Raw genomic sequence first — 15,677 nt, 5'->3', positions numbered from 1 at the left:
GGTGTTCCTCTGGCCCGCCCCTCCGCTCGGTTTATCCTTACCGCCGTTCGTCCTCCGGTGCCATGGGTGAAGTGCATCATTTCGCTCGTAACGCAGGTGCTCTAGGCCCGGTGCGGGAGATCAAGCTACCGCACCTCGAGCTTGTTCACGACCTGGTCCACGCCGAAGACGTACCAGGCGTCGAACTCCGCCATCTCTTTTTGCGCCTCGCTGGGGACGGTCCCCTCCAGCGTGACGACCGAGCGGGCCACGGCCACGCGGATCTCGTCAGACCGGATCAGGCGATCCTCCTTGAGGGCCAGCCGCACCGCCTTGGCCATCTCTTCGTCGGAATCCGGCTGCTCGGACACGACCTCCATGCCGTTGATCACGTCGCGGCTCCCGGGCACCCACCAGGCCAGCACGCCCGCGATGCGCTTCTGGACATGGTTCGCCACGTGGTTGTCCAGCAGCACGACCCCGTCGGCCACCGAGACGTCGATGACCCCGTGGGGCTCCGTCTGAACCTCCCGCACGGTCTCCCGTTGGCCCTTGCGCAGGACCCGGATCGTGCAGCTCTGCAGGGCCGGCTCCTGCAGCAGGGCGTCCCGCACCGCGTCGAGGATCGCTCCGTCCCCCATGCGCGTCGCCGGCGCGACGCGGAGCCGGTCCACGATGCCGGTCACGCCCGGCACGGCGATGGCGAGCTCCATGGCCAGCTTCTTGGCGGCCACGTGCTCGACCTCGCCTTCCAGGGTCAGGACCCCGTCCCGGTAGTCGATCGTGACCGGAAAACGGTGCAGGTTGATGCGACGCTCCCGTTCGAAGGCCGCGCACACTTCCTTCTTGACGCGATCTTTCTCGGACATCGTCACCTCGTCAGCTCCGCATTCATCGTTCCCCATTCATCGTTTCTTGCTCGTTTCCAGCCGGGCGAACTCGTCGAGCAGCTCCCGCTGCCGCTGGGTGAGGTCGGTGGGCGTGCGGACCTCCAGGATCACGTACAGGTTGCCCTTGCCCTTGCCGCCGAGCCGCGGCATGCCCTTGCCGGCCAGGCGGAGGGAGGTGCCGCTCTGAGTGCCGGGGGGGATCTTCACCTGCATCGTTCCTCCTCCCAGGGACGGAACCATGAGGCTGGTGCCGAGCGCGGCCTCGGCAATCCCGATCGATGCGGCCGTGTAGAGGTCGTCGTTCTGACGCTGGAAGACCGGGTGGGGGCGGAGGTGCGTCCGGATCAGAAGATCGCCCGGCTGGCTCCCGTCCGCGGCGGCTTCGCCCTGGCCGGCCAGCCGGATGACCGTTCCGTCGTCCACGCCGGCCGGGATCTGCACCTTGAGGCTGTGGGGCACGAAACGCAGCCCGTTGCCCTGGCAGGACGGGCAGGGGGACTCGATCCACTGGCCCCGCCCGCGGCACCGATTGCAGGTCGTCAGCGTGACGACCTTCATGCCCTTCCCGGTCCGGACCTGCTGCGTCTGCCCGGTCCCTCCGCAGGCCGGGCAGGTGACGGGCTTGGTCCCGGGCTTGGCACCGCTCCCGCCGCAGGTCGGGCACTTCTCGGAGCGCGTGACGTGGATCACGCGGTCTCCTCCCCTGGCCGCCTCTTCGAGCGTCAGGTCCAGGTCGTAGCGGAGGTCCAGGCCCCGCGACGGTTCGCGGCCGGGCCTGGCTCCCCGGCCGAGGGCGTCCCCGAAGATTCCGAACAGGTCGCCGAACCGCCCGCCGAAGAAGTCGCCGAACTGGAAGTCCCGCATGAGGTCTTCGTCCGTCCAGCGCTCGCGGACCCCCGCATGGCCCGTCGCGTCGTATTCCTTCCGCTTGTTCTCGTCCGAGAGGACCGCATAGGCCTCCGCGATCTCCCGGAACTTGGCCGTGGCGTTCGGATCCTTGCTCCGGTCCGGATGGTATTGCAGCGCGAGCTTGCGATAGGCTTGTTTGATCTGGTCGCGCGTGGCGGACCGGTCCACTCCGAGGACTTCGTAATAGTCGCGCTTCTGCTCGGTGGTCACCATAGCTCGTGAGACGTGAGACGTGAGACGTAAGACGCCGGAAGGCGAATAATGAATGGGTTCGTCTCACCTCTCACGATGATTATTTCCAGACCCCCGGGATCCGTCTTCCGCAGGCCGGGCAGGCCCCGTCCGCCAGCCGGTTCTCCACCGTGAAGAGCCAGGCCCGCCGGATCAGCCGCGTCCCGCAGCCGGGGCACTGAGTGTCCATCCCTTCGTGGTCGAACAGGTTGCCGAGATAGACGTACTTGAGCCCAGCCGCTCGCCCGATCCGCTCGGCGCGGCGGAGGCTCTCGATCGGCGTGACGGGCACCTGCTCCATCCTGTAGGCCGGGAAAAAGCGGCTGATGTGCCAGGGCACCTCGTCGCCCAGGTCGGCCACGATGAACCCGGCCAGTTCCCGCAGCTCTTCCTCCCCGTCGTTCCGGCCCGGGACGAGCAGGGTGGTCAGCTCGATCCAGACGCCGAGCTGCTTGTACAACCGGATCGCGTCCAGAACCGGCTGGAGCGGGGCCCCGCAGACCCGTTTGTAATAGGCGTCGCGGAAGCCCTTCAAGTCGATGTTGGCCGCGTCCAGGTAGGGCGCGATCATCCGCAGCGGCTCCGGCGTGATGAAGCCGTTCGTGACGAAGAGGTTCTTCAGGCCGGCGGCGCGGGCGGCCTTCGCGGTCTCCAAGGCCAGCTCGAAAAAGATCGTCGGTTCCGTGTAGGTGTAGGCGATGCTCTCGCAGCCGCTGGCGCGGGCGTCGGCGACCACCGACTCGGGCGTCACGGGGAGCCCCATCGTCCGGTCCGGCGCCGCATCGGCCAGGGGCTCGCAGCGGAAGTCCGACGGCTCGGCCTGGCGCCCCTTGGGCCCCTGGGAGATCTGCCAGTTCTGGCAGAACTGACAGCGCAGGTTGCACCCGACGGTCGCAATCGAGTAGGCCGAGGAGCCGGGGAGAACATGAAAGAGCGGTTTCTTCTCGATCGGGTCGATCTCCTGGGAGACCACCCGATCGGCGACCAGCGTGTAGAGCTTCCCCTCCCGGTTGAGCCGCACCCCGCAGGCCCCGCGGCGCCCAGGCGCGACCGTGCACAAGTGCGGGCACAGGGTGCAGCGGACCCGCCGGTCCGCCTCGACCTCGTAGAACAACGCCTCCCGCATCAATACACCTGATACTTGCCCCGGGACAGGTCGTCGCAGAACGGGCCGATCTCCGCCAGCCCGCGCCGGATGATCGCCTGAATCTGGGGCTGCACGCGCCTGAGCGGAATCCCGGGAGCCAGGCTCACCTGCGCCGCGGCGAGGCTCGGGCGGTCGATGCGCTGGCCGATCGCGCTGCACAGCCAGACCGTCGCCTCCCGCACGCCCGGCACCTGCCGGTGGATCCGCATCGCCAGTTGGTGCGCCAGGACGTTGTAGATCTTCCCCACGTGGCTCACCGCGTTCTTCCCGGCCGCGGCCTCGCCGCTCATCGGGCGGTTCAGCGCGATCACGCCGCACACCCGGTTGCCGCGGCCGACCTGCCCCGAGTCGCCCTGCTCGGCGGAGGTCCCCAGCAGCGAGAGGTAGACGCCGTCGAGCCCCCTGCCGGGACGGTCCAGCGCGTTCAACTGGACCAGCACCCGCCGGCACCCGTGCGGCTGTCCCTGGACGAACCCCTGGATGGCCCGGTGCGCGCGGGCCTTGAGCCGGAAGTAGGCGGCCTCGGAGCCGACGTGAGCCGCCAGCAGGGGCATGGCGACGGTCAGCGAAAGGTCCCGGCCCAGGCGGGCCGCCAGGACTTTGACGTCCTGGCCGGTCTCCGGGAATTCGCTCTTGAAGAGCGGCCCGTTGAGGAACCGCTCGACGCTCAGGACCAGTCGCTCCGTCGGCGTCAACGGCGCGTAGCCGACCCCGGCCGAGGTGTCGTTGGCGACCATCGGACCCCGGCGCGGGGCGAAGATGGCGCCAAGCTCGGCGGAGCAGGGCTTCAATTCGACCTGGTAGCGGAAGTGCCGGTCCGGATCGAGCGAGGGGAGGTTCTGCTTGAACCAGTCCCGGGCCGCCTCCTTGGCGATCCGGCCCACCGGCAGGACCTTGTCTTCGATGCGGTCCGTGGCCCGGTCCCCGATGATCAGGCGCATCGGCTCCACGACCCGCCCGCCTCCGAACCGCACATCCACCTGGCCCGCCACGAGCAGCCCCTTGTCAATGTTGTGGTGAAGGATGCGCCCGAAGGATCTGACGTAGGCGCGGGACAGTTCCACGGCGACCCGTTCCGCCACCGCGTCGCAGATCGTGTCCGGATGGCCGATGCCCTTCCGTTCGACGATCTCGATCCGCTGGTCTTCCACCGGAGCGGCGGGAGATTCCTGGATCACGATGCTCGAAGTCATGAACGAATCCTCCGGGCGGGGAGAGCCCACCGTTCCTCGGAGAAGCAAAGACGCGGCCATGTGCGGCCAGGAGGGGAGCAGTCGGGACTCTGCAAAGAAATCGCACCGGTTGCAGGCTTCTGCTGCAAGACCCCTCATGGCCTTGAGGAAATTTGCTACAGGGCTGGCAGGGAGAAAGCGCCAAGACGCTACACACAGACGAGGAAGGGACCGGGGCACGCCAGTCCATCTCCTTGAAAGGGTGAAGGTATCCTCCCGCTGGCCGCTTCGGTCGCTTTTCCAGACCGGTGGCACATCCCTTGTAGAAATAGCTGGCAGTGAATAGCGAATAGCTATGAGCCGCTGGCTGCCCGCTATTAGCTATTTTCTCCAGAGGAGCCATGGTCAGGATCAGGTTTCACGGACGGGGCGGACAGGGAGCCAAGACCGCGGCGCGCCTCGTCGCCACCGCCGCCTTTCTGGAGGGGTGGATGGCGCAGGACTCGCCGCTGTACGGGGCGGAACGGCGAGGCGCACCGATGACGGCCTTTGCCCGGCTGGATCGGGCGCCGATCCGGGAGCGGGGGATGATCGCCAGGCCCGACCTGGTGGTCGTCGCGGACGACTCGCTGCTCGCCGATCCGGCGGCGCACGTGGGGGACGGCGTGGAAGCGGACACCGTCGTTTTCGTGAACAGCGAGCAGGCGGTCACGCAGCTCCTGGAACGGGCCCCGTGCCCCGGTCGGCTCCTGACCGGGGACCTGACCGGCCTCGTCCTGGCCCAGCTCGGCAAGGCCGGGGCTCTGAGCGGCCCGCTGGGAGCCGTCGCGGCCCGCCTGGTCGGGCTGAGCGAAACGAATCTCCGCACGGCCCTCGTCATGGAGCTCGGTGAGCTGGGCCTGCCCGTTCCGGTCATCGAGCAGAATCTCTCGATGGCGCACGCCTGCTTCGAGCTGGTCCAACCGGTCCCGCTCCGACAGAACGGGGATCGGCCGGGCCAGCCGGCCTCGCTCCGGACGCCGACCTATGAGCCGCCGACGAGCGGAACGGCGCGGATCTCGGCCTTGGCCAACGTCACGGTCCGGAAAACCGGAGGCTGGCGGACCTTCCGGCCGGTGCTCGATCCGGAGAAGTGCATCGGTTGCTGGATGTGCTACCTGCACTGTCCCGACGGAGCCGTGCGGATGACCGGCGCCACCCACCCGCTCATCGACTATGACCATTGCAAGGGCTGCCTGCTCTGCGTGGAGGAATGTCCGACGCTCGCCCTGATCTCCGAACGTGAAGCGGGCCTCGTGAGGCGCAGTTCGTGAGGACGAGCGACGAGATACGAACGACGAGGTACGGTTCATGACGATGAGCGGCGAGCTGCTGACCGGCAACCTGGCGGCGGCCTGGGGCGCGCGCCTGGCCGAGGTGGATTACGTCCCGGCCTTCCCGATCACGCCCCAGACGGAGATCGTGGAGACGCTGGCCGGCTGGTGCGAGCGCGGCGACCTGGCCGCGCGCTTCGTCACGATGGACTCCGAGCACTCGATGATGACGGCCGCCGGGGCCGCCGCCGCCGCCGGGGCGCGGGTCTTCACCGCCACCTCCAGCCAGGGGCTCCTGTACGCGTTCGAGGTTCTCTACACGGTGGCCGGCTGGCGCGTGCCGCTGGTGCTCGTGAACGTCTCCCGCGCCCTGGCCGCGCCGATCACCCTCGAGTCGGACCACAACGACGTGCTGGCCGCGCGCGATTCCGGCTTCCTCCAGATCCATGCTGAGACCTGCCAGGAGGTGCTGGACTCGATCCTGATCGCCTATCGCATCGCGGAGGACCAACGGGTCTGCCTTCCGGCCATCGTGAACATGGACGGCTTCTACCTCTCGTTCACGAGGGAGCCGGTCTCACGCCCGGAGCCGGACCGGGTCCGGGCCTTCCTCCCGCCCTACCGTCCGTCGCACCTGGGCTTCAAGGCCTCGCGGCCCCAGGCCCTGGGGGTCGCCGTGCTCAACTCGGTCGGCTACTCCCATTTCCGCTATCAGATGCACCTGGCGGCCATGAACGCCTTGGCGGTTCACCAGGAAGCAGCGGACGACTTCGCGCGGCTCTTCGGCCGGCGCTATGACCTGGTGGACGGGTACCGGTTGGAGGATGCGGAGGACGTCCTCGTGATGAGCAACGCCTTCGCGACGAAGGGCAAGGCTGCGGTGGCCGCGGCGCGGGCGAGGGGCCGGCGCGTGGGCCTGCTCCGCCTTCGGGTCATCCGACCCTGGCCCTCCGCGGCGATCACGCAGGCGTTGAAAGGTCGCCGGACCGTGGCGGTGCTGGATCAGAATCTGGCGCCAGGGCTCGGCGGCATCCTGTATCAGGAGGTGGCCGCCACGCTCGGCGGCGAGCCGGATCGGCCTAGGGCCCTCTGCTCGTTCGTCGGAGGACTGGGAGGCCGCAACATTGCGGAGGGCGAGTTCGAGGCGATTTTTGCCCGGATGGCCGAAGCGGGCGAGCGGGGGCGCGGCGTCGGGCCCATCCTGCTCTATACCGAGGAAGACCGGCGCCAGATGGACCAGTGGGTGACGATTGCGGGAAACAGGTGAGCCGTCAGTCGTTCTCGTGCGAGCGACGCGGCGACACGGAAACAGGGCGACGGGGCGAAACGAAAAGATCCCCGCGTCCCCCCTTCGCCCCATCTCCGCGTCGAGTCACGAAGGGCTGATGGCGGAGAGTTGATAGCTTCGGAGCAGACCATGACCTGGCCGCACGAGACGTACAGCAAGATCAAGCAACTGCCCCTCGAAGAGCAGGTCCTGCCCGGCACGTCGCTCTGCGCCGGCTGCGGCGGACTGGAGACCCTGCGTCTGGCGGCCAAGGTGCTCGGGGAGAAAGTCGTGTTCGTCAATGCGGCCGGCTGCTTCACGCTGCTCGCGGTCTACCCGTTCACCCCGTTTCACGGGTCCTGGCTCTACACGACGATGGGCTCGGCGCCGGCCGGGGCCCAGGGAATCCGCGACGCCCTGGACGTCCTAATCGCCAAGCGGCGGCTGCCGAAGGAGGAAGACCTGAAGGTCGTCGTCCTGGCCGGCGACGGCACTACCTACGAGATGGCGCTCTCGGCCACGTCGGCGGCGATCGGCCGCAATCTGGACTTCTACTACTTCTGCTACGACAACGAGGCCTACGCCAACACCGGCGTGCAGCTCTCCTCGGCCACTCCCTACGGGGCCCGCACCACCACGTCGCCCTGCAGCCTCCAGCATCCGGCGGGAACCGTCCGGGAGAAGAAGGACATCTTCGAGATCTGGCGCGCCCATCGGCCGCCCTACATCGCAACCCTGTCGGCCCGCTACCCGCTCGACCTGGCGGAAAAGCTGGCGCGGGCTTCGCGCATCGCCGGGCCCAAGCTGCTCCTGGCCCTCTCCCCCTGCCCGACCGGCTGGGGGTTCGATCCGTTCCAGACGCCCGAGGTGGCCAGGTTGGCGGTCGAGACCGGGCTTTGGCCGCTCAAGGAGGCGGTGCAGGGCGAGGTCACGCACACCTACGTTCCCAAACGCCGTCCGGTTGAAGACTATCTCAGGCTGCAGGAGCGTTTCCGGCATCTCTTCGAGCCGACTAGGCAGGAGGCGGCGATCAGGCACATCCAGGATCGAGTGGACGCCTATTGGAGTCGGGTGAGAGCAGAACCCCCGCGGTGAGGGGGGCGCAGTGAACTCTTTAGCCAAGAAGGTGCGTCATGGGTGAGAAGAGCTTGGGCCAGATATTCGTCGAGGGATTCGTGCGGGCGATTCCGTGGACGGTCATGTTCACGCTGGCGTCGCTGTTCGTCGTCAACTCGGCCATGAACATGCTCCGGCAGGAGGTGAAGGAAGCGATGGAGTACGGGGCTCATGCCACGTTCCATTTCGCCATTCAGGAAGCCCTCCACGACCGGGCGTTTAACGAGCAACTCCTGCCCAAGATCAAACAGAACGCAAAGGAGGCCATCGAGTTCGCAGCCGGCGCGCTCAACCGGCAGCCGGGAGCGGGGACCGGCGTGAAAGCGGGGGCGAAGAGGTAGCGAGGCATCCGTGCGTTCCTGGGGAAGCGCAAGCCGGCCTTGAAGGGGGAATAACAGCCCGGCCGGTTGGACATCTCCCGCCGAACGTGCTACCTCTGTGGCCGGTCAGGGGGCCTCAGGAGAACACTTAGCCGGGGAGGTGGATCATGGGCGAGAAGAGCTTGGGGCGGATCTTCCTCGAAGGGTTCGTGCGGGCGATTCCTTGGGCGATCGTGTTTTCGGCCGCGCTGGTGCTGAGCGCCGGCATCATCGCAAACATACTCCGCGTGGAGCTCAAGAAAGCGATGGAGTTCGGCTCCGATACCCTCGTGAACTCGGCGGTGGACGTCATCCTGACGGATCCGCGCATTCAGGAGAACCTCTGGCCGAAGGCCAAGCAGAACGTCAAGGAGGCGATCGAATACACGGCCGTGACGCTCGCCCAGCAGCAGGCGAAGGTCTCAGAGAGGCGGGCGGCCGCGAAGAAATAGGTCCGCTTCTCCTTGCCGTTTCGCCGGAAGCCCGGCGCGGTCCGCTCGGCTTGACCCGACCGTGAAGCCGTGGTGCTCTCGTCCGGCTGGTTCACGATGGACCTCTCCGGTTTGTCTCCCGAGGAAGCGCTGAAGGCCCTCCAGACTGGCCCGACCGGGCTCTCCCAGGAGGAGGCGGCCCGGCGTCTGGCCCAAGTCGGGCCGAACAGCCTTCAGGAAATCAAAGGCCCGTCGCTCCCCCGCCGGTTTCTTCGGCAGTTCACGCATTTTCTCGCCATCCTCCTCTGGCTCGCCGCCGGGCTGTCCTTCCTGGCCGAAGGCTTTCAGCCGGGTCAGGGCATGGCCACGCTGGGCTGGGCGATCCTCGGCGTGATCCTGATCAACGCCCTCTTCACCTTCGTCCAGGAGTACAAGGCCGAACGGGCCGTGCAGGCCCTCCACCGGCTGCTTCCCGCGACCGCCTGGGTGCTCCGGTCCGGACAGCCGGAGCAGATTGCGCGCCATGCCCTCGTCCCCGGGGATCTGCTGCTGCTCGAGGAGGGGGAGCAGGTGCCGGCCGACGCGCGTTTGGTGGAGGTCGTCGCCATGCGGGTGGACAACTCCTCGCTGACCGGGGAGGCCAAGCCCAAGCGGCGGACCGCCGAGCCGGCGGGGGCGGGCAACCCGCTCGACGCGCCGAACCTGGTCTTTGCAGGGACCACGATCCTCTCCGGACGCGGCCGCGCGGTCGTGTTCGCCACGGGCGCGAACAGCGAGTTCGGCAAGATCGCCCGCCTCGCGACGACGGTGTCGGCCGGCCTGAGCCCGCTGCAGAAGGAGATCGTGCGGGTCACGCACGTCGTCGCCCTGCTGGCGACCGGCATGGGGGCGCTGTTCTTCGCCATCGGGCTCTGGATGGGCATGGGGCTGTGGGTCAGCTCCGTCTTCGGGATCGGCATCATCGTCGCCAACGTGCCGGAGGGGCTGCTGCCGACGGTCACGCTCGCGCTGGCGATGGGGAGCCAGCGGATGGCCCGCCGGAAGGCGCTCATCAAGCAGTTGACGTCCGTCGAGACGCTCGGCTGCGCCACGGTGATCTGCACCGACAAGACCGGGACCCTGACCGAGAACCGCATGCGGGTCGAGCGGCTCTACGTGGATGGAAACGAGATCGCGGTCCGGGACGGCCGGTTGGTCAGGCAGGCGGAGGGAGAGCCGGGCCCGGCGCCCGATTTCCGCCACTGGGGTTCCCTGTTCCGAGCCGTCGCCCTCTGCAACAACGTGAAGCGCGGTCGGCGCGGCGGCGTGCGGGTGTCCGTGACGGGGGACCCGACCGAAGTGGCGCTGGTCGAGTTCGCGCAGCACTACGGGCCGTTGCACGGCCTCGGCGAGAGTTGTTTCACGGACCGCTTTCGACGGATGGGCGAGTTGCCCTTCGATGCGGACCGCAAACGGATGACCACGATCCATTGGGTCGAAGGGCGGTTGGTCGCCTTCGTGAAGGGGGCCCCGGAGGTTCTGCTGCCGCTCTGCAGCCGGACCCAGGTGCACGGGAAGACGCCGCCCATGGCCGTGGAAGAGCGCGAGACGATTCTGGCGCGGAGTCGCTCGTTTGCCCACCAGGCCTACCGGGTGCTGGCTGTGGCCACGCGGGACATCGAAGCCGGGATCGCCGAGCACCTGAGCTCGGAGACCGTGGAACGGGACCTCACGTTCCTGGGACTGGTCGCCTTGATGGACCCGCCGCACCGGGAGGTGCCGGACGCGGTGGCGCGCTGTCAACGGGCCGGCATCCGCGTCATCATGATCACGGGCGACCATCCGCTGACCGCGCTGGCGGTCGCGCGCCTGATCGGCCTCGTCCGTTCCGGGGCCGAGGGCAGGGTGATCGAGGGCGTCGAGTTGGACCGGCTCGGCGATGCGGCCCTCGACCGGCTGCTGGCGGACTCCAAGGCGGCGGGGCACGAGCCGGTGTTCGCCCGTATGGCGCCGCGGCACAAAATGCGGATCGTGACGGCGCTGAAGGAAATGGGCGAGGTGGTGGCGGCGACCGGGGACGGGGTGAACGACGCCCCTGCGCTGAAGAAGGCGGACATCGGGATCGCGATGGGGGTGGCGGGAACCGACGTCGCGAAGGAATCCGCCGACATGGTCCTGCTCAACGACAACTTCGCCTCGATCGTGGACGCGATCGAAGAGGGCCGGGCGGTCTACGCGAACATCCGGAAGTTCGTCACCTACGTGCTGGCCAGCAACGTGCCGGAGATCGTGCCGTACCTGGGGTACGGAATCTTCGCGATCCCCTTGCCGCTGACCGTCCCGCAGATCCTCGCGGTGGACCTGGGCACCGACATGGTCCCGGCCCTCGCACTCGGCGCCGAAAAGCCCCACGCCGGCATCATGGAAGCCCCGCCGCGGCCCAGGACGGAGCGGCTCCTGAGTCTCCCGCTCCTCCTCCGCGCCTACGCGTTCCTCGGACTCATCGAGGCCGTGATCGCGATGGCCGCCTTCTTCTGGTTCCTGCTGGCGCAGGGGTGGACCTGGGGCGCGCCGCTGGCCTGGACCGATCCGCTCTACCGGCAGGCCACGACCGTGACCCTGGCGGCGATCGTGATCGCGCAGGTGGCCAACGTCTTCGCCTGCCGGTCCGAACGGGGTTCAGTCTTCGGCCTGGGGCTGTTGAGCAATCCGTTCATCCTGTGGGGCATCGCAGTCGAACTGGCCTTGCTCGCCCTCATCGTGTACACCCCGATCGGGAACGCGATCTTCGGCACCGGGCCGCTGCCGGCCTGGGTCTGGCCTCCGCTGATGCTGGGATCGGCCTGTCTGTTGCTTGCCGAGGAAATTCGCAAGGTCCTCGTGCGAAAATGGACCGCGAACGCCCTGCGGCGTTGACGACCTGCCATGACGCGATCGGCCTCGTCCATGATGAATGCCATGCTGCTGGAGCGAAGCGCTGATGTGGCGACGAGCCCGCTGGCGCTCAAGGAGCTGCCTCGGCCGGAGCCGGGTCCCGGCGAGGTGCTGGTGCGGGTGACGGTCTGCGGGGTCTGCCGGACCGACCTCCACGTCGTGGAGGGGGAGCTGCCCGAAGCCAAACGGCCGGTCGTGCCGGGCCACGAGGTCGTGGGCCTCGCGGAGCGGGTGGGGCGGGAGGTCCGGGGGATCAAGGAGGGGGACCGGGTCGGCATCGCCTGGCTGCGGCAGACGTGCGGCGTTTGCGATTTCTGCCGGACCGGCCGGGAGAACCTCTGCGAGCGGGCGCGCTTCACCGGCTATCACGAGGACGGAGGCTATGCAGAGTATGCGATCGTGCCTGCTGCCTTCGCCTATCCGATCCCGGCCGCCTTCGCGGACGAGGAGGCCGCGCCGCTCCTCTGCGCCGGCATCATCGGCTACCGGGCGCTCCGGCTCAGCGGTGTCCGGCCGGGACAGCGGCTGGGGCTCTATGGATTCGGGGCCTCGGCGCACATCACGATCCAGGTGGCCCGGCACTGGGGCTGCCCGGTCTACGTGTGTTCGCTGCGCGAGGAGCACCGGGCGCTGGCCCGGGAGCTGGGCGCGGTCTGGGTGGGCGGCGCAGCGGAGCCTCCGCCGGAGAAACTGCACGGAGCCATCATCTTCGCCCCGGCCGGCGAGCTGGTTCCGCCGGCCTTGCGGGCTCTGGAGAAGGGCGGCACGGTCGCCTGCGCCGGTATCCACATGACCAAAATCCCGGCGATCGACTACGACCGGGAGCTGTTCGGCGAGCGGGTGGTCAGAAGCGTGACCGCCAACACGAGGCAGGACGGGCTGGACCTCCTGCGGGAGGCGGCGGCCATCCCGATCCGTCCCCACACGCAACGGTTCCGGCTGGAGGAGGCCAACAAGGCGCTCCAGCAGCTCAAGGCCGGGACGGTGAAGGGGGCCGGGGTGCTCGCCATCTCGTGAGGAAGGAGGGTCGAGCCCGTCGCCGGCCGCACCTCGATGAGGAATTTTGCGACGGTCTTGATCGCTCGGCTGGGGTAATATCGGACCGCTACGCCGGGCTTGAGGCGCCCGCTGAATTTGGCGCTTCTCCTAACCGCTCGAATCGGCTCGTGAAGGCCCGCCGGTCCTCTGAGGACCGCCTGGTATTCCCCTTGCGTACGAAAAGAGCGGGGATTGAACAAGGAGGAAGCCTCATGACGATGAAGCGTGCGAAACATGGAGCGGGCCGGAAGCAACCGCGATTGCCTTCGAGCCCTCGACGGATCAACCCGAGGCAGGCGGACCCGTACACGGTCCGGAGCCCGAAGACCGGCTTCACTGCCTGTCAGGGATGCCACGCCATCTTCGAGAAGAAGCGGTGGCACTTCGACGAAGCCCGCTTCGCGGAGCTGTCTCGCCGGAAGGAGGTCAAGCTCACCACCTGCCCGGCCTGTCAGAAGATTCGGGACCGTTATCCCGAGGGGATTCTGACCCTGCGCTGGGCCGGGCTCGCCGCGCATCGGGACGACGTCATCGGCCTGCTGCGCAAGGAAGAAACCCGGGCGAAGGGCGTCAACCCGCTCGAGCGGATCATGGGGATCGAGCAGGACCGGGGCGAGTGGCAGGTCACCACGACCAACGTCAAACTGGCGCAACGGTTGGGACGTGAATTGGAGCGGGCCTATCGCGGGAAAGCCCGCTACCATTGGGCTCATGGGGACAAGCTGGTGCGGGTGGTCTGGGAGCGGGGGGAATAGGGCGGTCGTCACACGGCGTGAATGGGGACTGATGCCCGTCCGAGAGCCTTTCTGGCCGATGCCATGCTCGGCCGGCTTGCCCGCTGGCTCCGCATGTTGGGATACGACACGGCCTATGAGCGGGCCTTGCCGGATCATACGCTGATTGAGCGCGTCCTTCTGGAGGACCGCTGGCTCCTAACGCGCGATGGCTACCTGGTCAAGCGGAAGGTCCTGCGCGGCCGGCATACCCTCCTGGCCAGCGACGACCTGGGGGACCAGTTGCGGCAGCTCCAACGGGAGCTGCAGATCAGGCTGGCCCTGGACGACCGGACCGATCCCCGCTGCGTCGTCTGCAACCGGCTGCTGGAGCCGCTCGCGCATGAGGAAGCGACCCTCCGCGTTCCCCCCTTTGTCGCCGCCCAGCACCGAACCTTCGTCCGGTGTCCCGGCTGCAGGCGCATCTACTGGCCCGGCACGCACTGGACCCACGTGCAGGGACGGCTTGCGCGCCTGTCGCGGCACGAGGGCTGATCGTAGCCGGAATTCGGCCGGACGATGAAGGTCCATCCGTTCCACTCCTGGGAGGTCACCCCCCGTGAAGCCGTCAAGATCCAGGAGCGGCTGCGCATCCGGGTCATCCCAAAGGGGGCGGTGAAGACCCCGAAGCTGGTGGCCGGCGCGGACTGCGCCTTCGACAAGGCCGCCGATCGGATCTACGTCGCCCTCGTCGTCCTCTCGTTCCCCGGCCTGGAGCCGGTGGAGACCGTCACCCTGTCGGACCGCCTGCGGTTTCCCTACGTGCCGGGCCTCCTGTCCTTCCGCGAAGCCCCCGCCTTGCTCAAGGCCTTTGTCAAGCTCGAGCACGAGCCGGACGTGATCTTCGTGGACGGCCAGGGCCTCGCCCACCCGCGGGCCGCGGGGATCGCCTGCCACCTCGGCGTCCTCCTGGACCGGCCCACCATCGGCTGCGCCAAGTCGCTCCTGTTCGGCACCTATGACGAGCCGGGAGCCTCCCGCGGGTCGTCCTCCTCCCTCTATGATGGTCAAGGGCGCGTCATCGGGTCCGTGCTGCGCACGAGAGACCGGGTGCGGCCCGTCTTCGTCTCGATCGGCCACAGGATCAACCTGGCCCGGGCCGTCGAGATCGCCCTCGCCTGCGGCAAGGGCTACCGGATTCCCGAGCCGACCCGCCTCGCGGACATCCTGGCGGAACGGGCGAAACGGGAGCAGTGGTGAATATCGGTGCCTCCTCTGGACGCGCGAAGTGCCCGCAGGATGCCGCCCGCCTTAGCGAGGATCTTTCGAGCCTGGGGTTTGAGGCGGGTAAGCTCCCTTGAGCCGGTGGCCGGCGCCCAGGGCGTCTACCTGTTGGTCCTGAAAGTCCCGGGAGAGACGATCCGGGTCGGAGCGTTGGGGCGCCTGTCCTTTGCGCCTGGTCTCTACGGCTATGTCGGGTCGGCCCGCGGCCGCTCCGCAACCTTGGGGCATCGGCTCGCTCGGCATCTGCGCCTCGACAAAGCTCGGCGCTGGCACCTCGACCATCTGACCAGCCATCCGCGCGTGCAGCCAGTGGCGGCCTTCCTCTCCGAAGGAGACAAGCTCACGGAGCGCCGGCTCGCCCGGCTCTGCACGGCACGGTTTCCCGCCATCCCCCGCTTCGGCAACAGCGACCAGCGCGGCAAAACGCCGGGCCATCTGTTTCTGCTTCGGCCGGATCGCTGACTAGCTTGCGCCTTGTCACCGTGGGGCAAAGCGAGTATTCTGCCTGCCTAATAGTGTGCATATTTGAAGTGAATCTGTCATGAACTGGGCAGCGAGTACCGCATAGAGCAGGAAGCAGAAAGGGAAGAGGAGTGAATCGGGCGGATATCGCTGAACTGCACTACATCACGCCCATCGAAAATGTGTCATCGATTCTAGAGCATGGCATTTTGTCTAACCGTCAGGCTGCTTGCGTGTCGCATACATCTGTGGCCATGGAGGAGGTTCAGGACAAGCGGCGGAACAAACAGATTCCCGGCGCTCGACCACTGCAAGACTATGCCAATCTTTACGAAACCTGCCAAGAATGCCCCGCTCGGAAGAGCGGGGATGAATGGCAGCCCGTAGCGTAGCGGAGGAGAGAGAGTCCTCCTGGTTTAAAAAGCCCTGCCCGGAAGGGCAGGGTTCTTTACT

16 protein-coding genes are annotated in these 15,677 nt (G+C 67.7%); 12 read left to right on the top strand and 4 right to left on the bottom strand.

The genetic code is table 11. The features are described 5' to 3' along the window. Positions 1-125: 125 nt before the first annotated feature. The 4 genes from AB1411_14020 to AB1411_14005 form a co-directional block, all read right to left on the bottom strand. Positions 126-848 (bottom strand): BON domain-containing protein, encoded by a 723-nt coding sequence (locus AB1411_14020; protein ID MEW6544710.1) that lies wholly within the window; start codon positions 846-848, stop codon positions 126-128. A 36-nt stretch (positions 849-884) separates the two neighbouring features. Further along, the gene (dnaJ, locus tag AB1411_14015) at positions 885-1,991 is read right to left on the bottom strand and encodes a molecular chaperone DnaJ (GenBank protein ID MEW6544709.1); all 1,107 of its coding nucleotides are present in this window, start codon (positions 1,989-1,991) and stop codon (positions 885-887) included. Positions 1,992-2,070: 79 nt separating this feature from the next. Beyond that, positions 2,071-3,135 (bottom strand): AmmeMemoRadiSam system radical SAM enzyme, encoded by a 1,065-nt coding sequence (amrS, locus tag AB1411_14010; protein MEW6544708.1) that lies wholly within the window; start codon positions 3,133-3,135, stop codon positions 2,071-2,073. Continuing rightward, the gene (locus AB1411_14005) at positions 3,135-4,349 is read right to left on the bottom strand and encodes a methionine adenosyltransferase (GenBank protein MEW6544707.1); all 1,215 of its coding nucleotides are present in this window, start codon (positions 4,347-4,349) and stop codon (positions 3,135-3,137) included. The genes amrS and AB1411_14005 overlap by 1 nt, the downstream gene beginning before the upstream one ends. 380 nt (positions 4,350-4,729) lie before the next feature. Between AB1411_14005 and AB1411_14000 the strand changes: the two genes are divergently transcribed. The 12 genes from AB1411_14000 to AB1411_13945 all read left to right on the top strand — a co-directional run bounded on the left by AB1411_14000 (position 4,730) and on the right by AB1411_13945 (position 15,616). Then, positions 4,730-5,641, top strand: coding sequence for a 2-oxoacid:acceptor oxidoreductase family protein (locus AB1411_14000; protein ID MEW6544706.1), 912 nt, complete (start codon positions 4,730-4,732; stop codon positions 5,639-5,641). A 37-nt stretch (positions 5,642-5,678) separates the two neighbouring features. Continuing rightward, positions 5,679-6,908 (top strand): pyruvate synthase, encoded by a 1,230-nt coding sequence (locus tag AB1411_13995; GenBank protein ID MEW6544705.1) that lies wholly within the window; start codon positions 5,679-5,681, stop codon positions 6,906-6,908. A gap of 150 nt (positions 6,909-7,058) precedes the next feature. Beyond that, positions 7,059-8,003, top strand: a complete 945-nt coding sequence (locus tag AB1411_13990) for a thiamine pyrophosphate-dependent enzyme (protein MEW6544704.1) — start codon at positions 7,059-7,061, stop codon at positions 8,001-8,003. Positions 8,004-8,041: 38 nt separating this feature from the next. Beyond that, on the top strand, positions 8,042-8,365 hold the full coding sequence (locus AB1411_13985) for a hypothetical protein (protein ID MEW6544703.1): 324 nt from the start codon (positions 8,042-8,044) through the stop codon (positions 8,363-8,365). 146 nt (positions 8,366-8,511) lie between these two features. Further along, positions 8,512-8,835, top strand: a complete 324-nt coding sequence (locus AB1411_13980; GenBank protein MEW6544702.1) for a hypothetical protein — start codon at positions 8,512-8,514, stop codon at positions 8,833-8,835. 69 nt (positions 8,836-8,904) lie between these two features. After that, positions 8,905-11,709, top strand: coding sequence for a cation-transporting P-type ATPase (locus AB1411_13975; GenBank protein MEW6544701.1), 2,805 nt, complete (start codon positions 8,905-8,907; stop codon positions 11,707-11,709). A gap of 33 nt (positions 11,710-11,742) precedes the next feature. Then, positions 11,743-12,744: a zinc-dependent alcohol dehydrogenase family protein gene (locus tag AB1411_13970; GenBank protein MEW6544700.1), complete on the top strand. Its 1,002-nt coding sequence runs from the start codon at positions 11,743-11,745 to the stop codon at positions 12,742-12,744. Positions 12,745-12,977: 233 nt separating this feature from the next. Further along, a complete protein-coding gene (locus AB1411_13965; protein MEW6544699.1) occupies positions 12,978-13,520 on the top strand; it encodes a BCAM0308 family protein in 543 nt (180 codons plus the stop codon). Between the two features lie 21 nt (positions 13,521-13,541). Then, entirely contained in the window at positions 13,542-14,033 is a 492-nt protein-coding gene (locus AB1411_13960) for a Mut7-C RNAse domain-containing protein (protein ID MEW6544698.1), read from the top strand. Positions 14,034-14,057: 24 nt separating this feature from the next. Continuing rightward, positions 14,058-14,738 (top strand): deoxyribonuclease V, encoded by a 681-nt coding sequence (gene nfi, locus AB1411_13955; protein MEW6544697.1) that lies wholly within the window; start codon positions 14,058-14,060, stop codon positions 14,736-14,738. A gap of 105 nt (positions 14,739-14,843) precedes the next feature. Beyond that, positions 14,844-15,224 (top strand): GIY-YIG nuclease family protein, encoded by a 381-nt coding sequence (locus AB1411_13950; GenBank protein MEW6544696.1) that lies wholly within the window; start codon positions 14,844-14,846, stop codon positions 15,222-15,224. A gap of 131 nt (positions 15,225-15,355) precedes the next feature. Continuing rightward, positions 15,356-15,616 (top strand): DarT ssDNA thymidine ADP-ribosyltransferase family protein, encoded by a 261-nt coding sequence (locus tag AB1411_13945; GenBank protein MEW6544695.1) that lies wholly within the window; start codon positions 15,356-15,358, stop codon positions 15,614-15,616. Positions 15,617-15,677 lie beyond the last annotated feature (61 nt).

It is taken from the genome of Nitrospirota bacterium (assembly GCA_040757595.1).
GTDB lineage: Bacteria > Nitrospirota > Nitrospiria > Nitrospirales > Nitrospiraceae > JBFLWP01.
Note: the sequence above shows the minus strand (reverse complement) of the source record. Positions and strands in the feature narration are given on the sequence as shown.